Below are 7698 nucleotides of genomic sequence, written 5' to 3' on the forward strand. Positions count from 1 at the left end.
CTGAAAAAGGCGCCGTTAAGGCGCTTTTTTGTCAGTTTTGCGTCAAGGAGCTGATTGTCAGTTCTGCAACTTCCGGATAAGGCTGCTGATACTGCGGCAATACCTTCTCCAACCCGGTAAAGGTTTTGAACAGCGCTTTCAGCGCGACTTTGTCGGCAATAAACTGCGGTAATTTTCCGGCGGGGTCTGCCTGCCCCTGATATTGGATCTGCAGTAAACCATTTTCGAGAGGTGTGAGTGTCCAGCTGCCCTGTACCTGCTGCATTCGCACATAGCCCTGTTCAGGCGGGAAGTGCTGGCCCATGTCAGACACTGTCATCGTCAGCACACCAGTTGTTGGGTCTTGCTGCCAGCTCGATTGTGTAATCATATCGCGTTTAGATACCGGCCAAATCGCAGTGAAATAGGTGTGTACTATATGGCTACGGCTATCCGGTTGGGCCAGTAACACAGCTTTCTCAGTGTTCTGCGCCCAGCGGTTGATATTGGCGGTGTCTTCCAGCAAATGCAAAAATGCCCCGGTTAGTGACGGTACTTTTGTGGTAGCCCGCAGCTGCAACAGGCCGCTTTCACTATGGCGATACTCCACTGTGGTAACGCCGTCAGTTTTGTAGTCTTGCCAGTCAGCGGCTTGTGCTGCGACAGCAAAGCTGAGTAATACAGACCACAGTAGGGCACGCACCGGTTATACCTTCAGCATCGCCAGCTCAGCTGGCTCCAGCTCGCGATACTCACCTTGTGCTAAGTCTTCAGGCAGTTGCAGTTCGCCAATTTTCTCCCGGTGCAACTGCACCACTTTATTGCCGATAGCGGCAAACATGCGTTTTACCTGATGGTAGCGGCCTTCGTGGATGGTCAATAAGGCTTCGTTGTCGGCCACAATTTCCAGCTCGGCGGGCAGGGTGGCGGTTTTCTCGTTACGCAGCATTACGCCTTCAGCAAACTGCGTGATTGCTGACGCCGGTATAGGGTCAGCCGTCCAGACGCGGTAGGTTTTAGCCACATGGTGTTTCGGGCTGCTGATGCGGTGTGACCACTGACCGTCGTCAGTTATCAGCACCAGGCCTGTGGTGTCCAAATCCAATCTGCCAACGGTATGCAGGCGCTCGACCAAAGGTTCATCCATCAGTGTGAATACGGTAGGGTGATCGGGATCGTCGGTTGAGCAAACATAACCATCAGGCTTGTGCATGATGAAATAGCGCAGGCCAATCAGCTGCAACTCTTCGTCGTCCAGGCAGACGGTATCGCTGTCCTTTACCTGCAGCGCGGCTTGTTTTACTTTGTCACCGTTTAACGTCACCAGGCCCTGGCGGATCACTTTACCAGCCTGACTGCGGGTCAGGCCGGTGCAGTCGCATATAAATTTGTCTAAACGCATAAGTCTTACATCACCTGTAGTTATGCGCTTTAGTGTAACGAATTTTGCCGGTTTAGTCGCTAGCTCAATCTGGCAGGGCAGAAACGATAAAGTTAGAGTTAAGCAGGTTTTCGCGCTGATACACCTGGCGGCTAATACCGTCAAAGCTGACAGTGGCGCCGGCTTCCAGTGCAATAATATGGCCGGCACCGGTGTCCCATTGCATGGTCGGGCCAAAGCGCGGGTAGACATCGGCACTGCCTTCTGCTACTAAACAGAACTTTAATGAACTGCCGACCGGTACCATATCATGCTTGGGAAATTGCGCCAGATAACCGGCCAGATCCGGGCTGGGGTGGCTGCGGCTGCCAACAACCCGTACAGTATCACCTGGCGTCGCTACCCTAATTGCCCGGCTTGCATCGCCGTGCTTAACAAAGGTGCCTTCACCTTTCGCCGCATAATAAGTTTTGTTCAGCACGGGCGCGTATATTACACCCAATACCGGTTCACCGTCTTCGATAAGCGCTATGTTAACGGTGAATTCGCCATTACGCTTAATAAACTCTTTGGTGCCATCTAACGGATCAACCAGCCAGTAGCGTTGCCAGGTTTTACGGATATCCCAGCTGATATCAGCGGCTTCCTCTGACAGGATCGGCAGCTTTGGCGTGAGCGCTTGCAATGCGTTGACAATCAGTTGATGTGAGGCCAGATCGGCTGCGGTCAGTGGTGAATTGTCCGCTTTACCGGTGATATTAAATGCTGCGCTATCTTTTTGATAAATATCCAAAATGGCAGCGCCGGCCTGTTCGGCAATGCTAATTACGGCGTTCAGCAAAGTCATTTAACTGATAATCCCTTTTAACGTCAGCAGTTGTAATAGCTGTTTCACGCTATCTTCCAGCGATGTGACAGAGGTGTCCAGTACTAAATCGGCGTGCTCCGGTGCTTCGTATGGGTCGGAAATACCGGTAAAATTACTTATTTCACCGGCACGGGCTTTTTTGTACAGGCCTTTAACGTCGCGCTGCTCGCAGATTTCCAGTGGTGTCGAGATATGGACTTCAATAAAGCGCTCAGCCGGGATAAAGCTCTTTACCTGCTCGCGCTGGTTGCGGTAAGGCGAAATAAAGGCACTTAATACCAACAGGCCGGCGTCGACCATCAGGCCTGCCACCGCGCCTACGCGGCGCAGGTTTTCGGTTCTGTCCTCGGCACTAAAGCCCAGGTCTGCACATAAGCCATGGCGCACATTGTCACCGTCCAGCAGGTAGGTGTGTTTACCTTGCGCTACCAGCGCTTGCTCCAGGGCATTGGCTACCGTCGATTTGCCTGAACCCGACAAACCGGTAAACCAAATCACCGCGCTTTTGTGGCCAAACAAAGCTTCACGCTGCGCAGCATCAGTTGAATGCTGCTGCCATTTAATATCGTTATGTGTCATTGCTCTTCGTCACTTAAAACGGATAAATCAGCGGTAAAAAAATCAATACCACCGCACTGTATGCCAACGCCATAGGTACACCAAGGCGGATATAGTCACGCAGTTGATAATTGCCTGCAGAGTACACCATTAAGTTGGTCTGATAACCGAAAGGTGAAATAAAACTGGCAGAAGCACCAAAAGCCACTGCCATAAAAAACGGTACCGGATCGGCGCCCAGGTTTTGTGCAATAGCGTGGGCAATCGGAAACGTCAGCGCCGCTGCTGCGTTATTGGTTACCAGCTCAGTAAACAGCCAGGTGGCGACGAAAACTGCTATCAGCGCACCATAGGCGCCGCTGCCGTCTACCAGCGCAATTAACCCATCGGCTACAGTGCCGGCCACACCGGTTTGGATCATCAGTTGCGCCAGGCCAATGGCTGAGCCGACTATTAACCACAGCTCCAGCGGAAAGCGGTTTTTCAGCTCTTTTATTGTCACCGCACCCATAGCAACATAAGCCAGCAACAGCACCGGCAAGCTTTTCACCAAAGGCACCAGATTAAACACCGATAACGCTAATGCGGCAACAAAGCCCAGTAATACCCAGTTGCTGGCTTGTTTCGCCAGGGGCGTGGCGATAGACAGGCCATTCACATAAATAAATTCCTGGCTCAGTTGGTGCTGGCCGGGAAAGTGTTTGCCGACCGACAAAATCAGTACATCGCCGGCATGCAAAATCAAATCGCCGAGGCCACCTTGCAGGCGCTCGTGGCCGCGGCGCACGGCAATAACTACCGCATCGTATTCATGGCGAAAACGCAGTTGCTTCAAGCTCTTACCCACCAGGCGCGAGCTGTAGCTGATCACCGCTTCCAGCAATTCACCTTGTTGCTGGTCCTGGCGCAGTAATTCCAGGCCGGGGAACTGCTGTAAGCGTGATACGGCAGCGATATCGCCAACAAAGCGCAGTTCATCACCTGCTTCGATCACCGTTTCCGGCGTTACCGGGCAAATACGTTCCGGGCCGCGCTGAATTTCAGCCAGAAACAACGCCTGCAGTTCACGCAGCTGGTTTTGTTCGACACTTTTGCCAATTAACTGGCTGTCATCGCGCACATGGGCCGTTAAGTAATAGGGCGTGGCATCGGTATCCTGCTCGCGGTTATCCGGTAGCCAGCGGCTGCCAATCACCAGAACGATGATGCCGGCCGCCAACACCAGCGCGCCTAACAAGGTAAAGTCGAAAAAGCCCAGTACTGGCTCGCCGGTTTGCTCAACAAAGCCATTGACGATAAGGTTGGTTGAGGTGCCGATAAGCGTCAGCATGCCACCGAGAATGGCACTGTAAGACAGCGGCAACAGCAGCTTGGATGACGCAAAGTGGTTATGGTGCCTAAGCGATGACATCAGCGTAGATACCACAGCAGTATTATTAATAAAGGCCGACATAAAAGCGGTAGATAAGCTTAAACGGGCAATAACACTACCTAAGCGCTTACCGGCAAAACCCCGGCTTAACCAACTGACCAACTGCGATTTTTCAATAGCAATAGACACCAGCAATAACAGCAGCAGCGTCACCAGAGATGGGTTGGCGAAGTTCTGCAGCGCCTTTTCCAGCGGCAACCAGCCTACCAGATAACTTAGCAGCAGGGCGCCACCGAACCACAGCGCTGGCGAGCGTTTACTGAAGATCAGCGCCGCTACCAGCACCAGCAGCAGCGCTATTACGCCATACTGCTGATAGGCCATTACTGCTCTACCTTCGGCTGTTCTGCATTGAACAGTTCACGCACATCGCGGGCGCCCCAGTGCGGGAAATGCTTACGGATAAGTGCATTCAGCTCCAGCTCAAAAGCGCTGATGTTTGGTGTCGCTTTTTCCTCGGCCAGGACGTTCTGAATTAAGCCAGCTGCCACTGTGGCGTTGCTCAGCCGGTCAATCAGAATAAAGTTGCCGGTACCGGGCTGATTTTTAAAGGTATCCAGCGGCAGTGTTTCGGTCAGCTCTAACTCGACCAGCGCAATGTCGTTCATTGTAACCTGCTCGGCAGCTTCCTGTGCCAGCGTGTTTATATTCACCTTATGGTTCAGCCGGTTAATGCTGACACTGGCTTTACGTGTCGCCAGCTTTAAATCGTACAAGCGGCCAGCCTGTAACGGCTGATCGTTAAACCAGACCACATACGCCAGCGCGCGGTTAGTCAGTGTCACATTTTCATCAGATGGCACCAGCCAGTCGCCACGGCTGATATCAATCTCATCGTTCAGCGTCACGGTAATCGCGTGGCCGGCTACGGCTGAAGCATGTTCGCCTTCAAAGCTAACCAGTTGCTTAATCGTGCTTTTTTTACCAGAGGGGTAAGCCGTAACCGCCTGGCCCACCGCTAAACGGCCGCTGACCAGGGAGCCGGCAAAACCACGGAAGTTGAGATCCGGCCGGTTAACATATTGCACCGGAAAACGGGTAGCCTCGCCGCCGCGCTGCGGAATGGGTAAGGTTTCCAGTAATGGCAGCAAGGCGGTGCCGGTGTACCACGGCATATTGGCCGATAAGGTCAGAATGTTTTCGCCTTTCAGCGCACTGATCGGCACGACATCGACAGTAGGTACCTGCAGCTGTGCCATCAGCGCCTGCACATCTTGCTTGATTGCCTGATAGGTGTGTTCGCTGTAGCCGACGATATCCATTTTATTCACCGCTACGATTAAATGCTTAATGCCCAACAGCGAGCAGATAAAGCTGTGGCGGCGGGTTTGGGTTTGTACACCATAACGCGCGTCAATCAGCAGTATGGCTACATCAGAGGTAGATGCGCCGGTAGCCATATTACGGGTGTATTGTTCATGCCCTGGCGTATCGGCCAGAATGAATTTGCGCTCGGTGGTAGAAAAATAACGGTAGGCGACATCAATGGTAATGCCCTGCTCGCGTTCTGCCTGCAAACCGTCGACCAGCATGGCCAGTTCCAGCTCGCCTTCACTGTTACGGCCTTTGTGGTCGCGTTTTAACGCATCCAGCTGATCATCATACAGCTGCTGGCTGTCGTGCAGCAGCCGGCCAATCAGCGTGCTTTTACCATCATCGACGCTGCCACAGGTTAATACCCTAAGCAGGCCTTTATCCTGGTGTTGCTGTAAGTAGCCACGAATACCCAGAGTGTTTAATTGCTCGTTCAACGAGGTAACGTTTACAGCCGACATTAGAAATAGCCCTCGCGTTTTTTCAGTTCCATACCGGACTGATCCTGATCGATCACCCGGCCCTGACGCTCAGAAGTGCGGGCGCGTAACATCTCTTCTACTATGCCCTCAAGCGTATCGGCGGTGGACTCAATCGCCCCGGTCAGCGGGTAGCAACCCAGGGTTCTGAAGCGTACCGACTTCATTTGCGGCACTTCACCGCTTTCCAGAGGCATACGCTCGTCATCTACCATGATCAGGGTGCCACTGCGCTCTACCACCGGCCGCGGTTTAGCCAAATACAGCGGGACTATGTCGATATTTTCCTGCAGGATGTACAGCCAGATATCCAGCTCAGTCCAGTTGGATAGCGGGAACACGCGGATACTTTCGCCTTCGTTGATGGCGCCGTTGTACAGGTTCCACAACTCTGGCCGCTGGTTTTTCGGATCCCAGCGGTGGTGCTTATCACGAAACGAATACACCCGTTCTTTAGCGCGTGATTTTTCTTCATCCCGCCGTGCACCACCAAAGGCGGCATCAAAACCATACTTGTTAAGCGCCTGCTTTAAGCCCTGGGTTTTCATAATGTCGGTATGTTTGGCGCTGCCGTGTACGAAAGGGTTGATATTCATCGCCAGGCCTTCCGGGTTTTTATGTACCAGCAGCTCAAAGTTGTATTCTTTGGCCAGGCGGTCACGAAATTCAATCATCTCGCGAAACTTCCAGTTGGTGTCTACATGCAGCAGCGGAAATGGGATCTTACCCGGTGCAAAGGCTTTACGTGCCAGATGCAGTAGTACCGACGAGTCTTTACCGATGGAATACAGCATCACCGGCTTTTTAAACTCGGCCGCTACTTCGCGAAAGATATGAATACTTTCTGCTTCCAGTTGCTGTAAGTGCGATAACGCACTGGCTAATTCAGACATCTGTTAATCCTCACTCCATCCGGGTCAGAGCCTGGCCGAATACCGCGCTCTGCGGCCTTTGGCCAAACCAATGTAAATCTTGCTGTAAACTTACTACTTCACCTATCACCAACAGCGCCGGCGAGCTTACCTGATGCTGTTGCACCAGTGCGGCCAGGTTATCCAACTCGCCGCTAACAATACGTTGCTCAAGCCGGGTGCCGTTTTCAATAATGGCGACAGGTGTACTACTACTTCGCCCGGCAGCGATAAGCTGTTGCTGAATATGTTCTGCCTTCATCAGGCCCATATAAACTACCAGAGTCTGATTGCTTTTGCTCATGCTATGCCAGTCTGGTTCTGTGCCATCAGGCCGGCAATGGCCGGTAACAAACTGCACGCTTTGTGCATAGTCACGGTGCGTCAGCGGTATACCGGCATAGGCAGCACAGCCTGCTGCGGCAGTAACGCCAGGTACTACCTGAAACGCAATATTATGTGGCAGCAGCGCCTGGATCTCTTCACCTCCGCGGCCGAAGATAAAAGGGTCGCCGCCTTTTAAACGGCAGACTTTTTTACCGGCCAGTGCCAGATCAATCAGCAGCTGATTCGTTTCCTGTTGCGGCACGGAATGGTCGCCAGCGCGTTTGCCAACGCAAATGCGCTCGGCATCGCGGCGCACCAGCTGCATAATCTCATCCGATACCAGGTAGTCATACACCACGACATCGGCTTGTTGCATCAGCTGCAGTGCTTTTAGCGTCAGCAATTCCGGGTCGCCGGGGCCGGCGCCCACTACATACACTTCACCGGCT

8 protein-coding genes are annotated in these 7698 nt (G+C 52.8%); all 8 read right to left on the minus strand.

Features of this window, described 5'->3' with window-relative positions:
* Nucleotides 1-31: 31 nt before the first annotated feature.
* Nucleotides 32-682 carry an START domain-containing protein gene (locus VIN66_RS10255; protein WP_331923898.1) on the minus strand — a complete coding sequence of 217 codons (651 nt, stop codon included), beginning with the start codon at nt 680-682 and terminating at the stop codon, nt 32-34.
* A gap of 3 nt (nt 683-685) precedes the next feature.
* Nucleotides 686-1381: a 16S rRNA pseudouridine(516) synthase RsuA gene (gene rsuA, locus VIN66_RS10260; RefSeq protein WP_331923899.1), complete on the minus strand. Its 696-nt coding sequence runs from the start codon at nt 1379-1381 to the stop codon at nt 686-688.
* A 64-nt stretch (nt 1382-1445) separates the two neighbouring features.
* The gene (gene cysQ, locus VIN66_RS10265; RefSeq protein ID WP_331923900.1) at nt 1446-2207 is read right to left on the minus strand and encodes a 3'(2'),5'-bisphosphate nucleotidase CysQ; all 762 of its coding nucleotides are present in this window, start codon (nt 2205-2207) and stop codon (nt 1446-1448) included.
* Complete coding sequence (cysC, locus tag VIN66_RS10270) at nt 2208-2807, minus strand: adenylyl-sulfate kinase (RefSeq protein ID WP_331923901.1); 600 nt, start codon at nt 2805-2807, stop codon at nt 2208-2210. It abuts the gene before it with no gap.
* A 13-nt stretch (nt 2808-2820) separates the two neighbouring features.
* Complete coding sequence (locus tag VIN66_RS10275; protein WP_331923903.1) at nt 2821-4542, minus strand: SLC13 family permease; 1722 nt, start codon at nt 4540-4542, stop codon at nt 2821-2823.
* Nucleotides 4542-5993, minus strand: coding sequence for a sulfate adenylyltransferase subunit CysN (gene cysN / locus VIN66_RS10280; protein WP_331923904.1), 1452 nt, complete (start codon nt 5991-5993; stop codon nt 4542-4544). Before cysN ends, VIN66_RS10275 begins: the two co-directional genes overlap by 1 nt.
* Nucleotides 5993-6904 carry a sulfate adenylyltransferase subunit CysD gene (cysD, locus tag VIN66_RS10285; protein WP_331923905.1) on the minus strand — a complete coding sequence of 304 codons (912 nt, stop codon included), beginning with the start codon at nt 6902-6904 and terminating at the stop codon, nt 5993-5995. Before cysD ends, cysN begins: the two co-directional genes overlap by 1 nt.
* Nucleotides 6905-6914: 10 nt before the next feature.
* On the minus strand, nt 6915-7698 hold a 784-nt coding region (cysG, locus tag VIN66_RS10290), incomplete at its 5' end, for a siroheme synthase CysG (protein WP_331923906.1).

Source organism: Rheinheimera sp., assembly GCF_036568245.1.
In the GTDB taxonomy this organism is placed as follows: Bacteria; Pseudomonadota; Gammaproteobacteria; order Enterobacterales; family Alteromonadaceae; genus Alishewanella.

What these genes read in the sequence shown, in the direction of transcription:
- VIN66_RS10275 (WP_331923903.1), bottom strand. Translation starts at nt 4,542, where the DNA reads ATGGCCTATCAGCAGTATGGCGTAATAGCGCTGCTGCTGGTGCTGGTA.
- cysC (WP_331923901.1), bottom strand. Translation starts at nt 2,807, where the DNA reads ATGACACATAACGATATTAAATGGCAGCAGCATTCAACTGATGCTGCG.
- cysN (WP_331923904.1), bottom strand. Translation starts at nt 5,993, where the DNA reads ATGTCGGCTGTAAACGTTACCTCGTTGAACGAGCAATTAAACACTCTG.
- rsuA (WP_331923899.1), bottom strand. Translation starts at nt 1,381, where the DNA reads ATGCGTTTAGACAAATTTATATGCGACTGCACCGGCCTGACCCGCAGT.
- cysD (WP_331923905.1), bottom strand. Translation starts at nt 6,904, where the DNA reads ATGTCTGAATTAGCCAGTGCGTTATCGCACTTACAGCAACTGGAAGCA.
- cysQ (WP_331923900.1), bottom strand. Translation starts at nt 2,207, where the DNA reads ATGACTTTGCTGAACGCCGTAATTAGCATTGCCGAACAGGCCGGCGCT.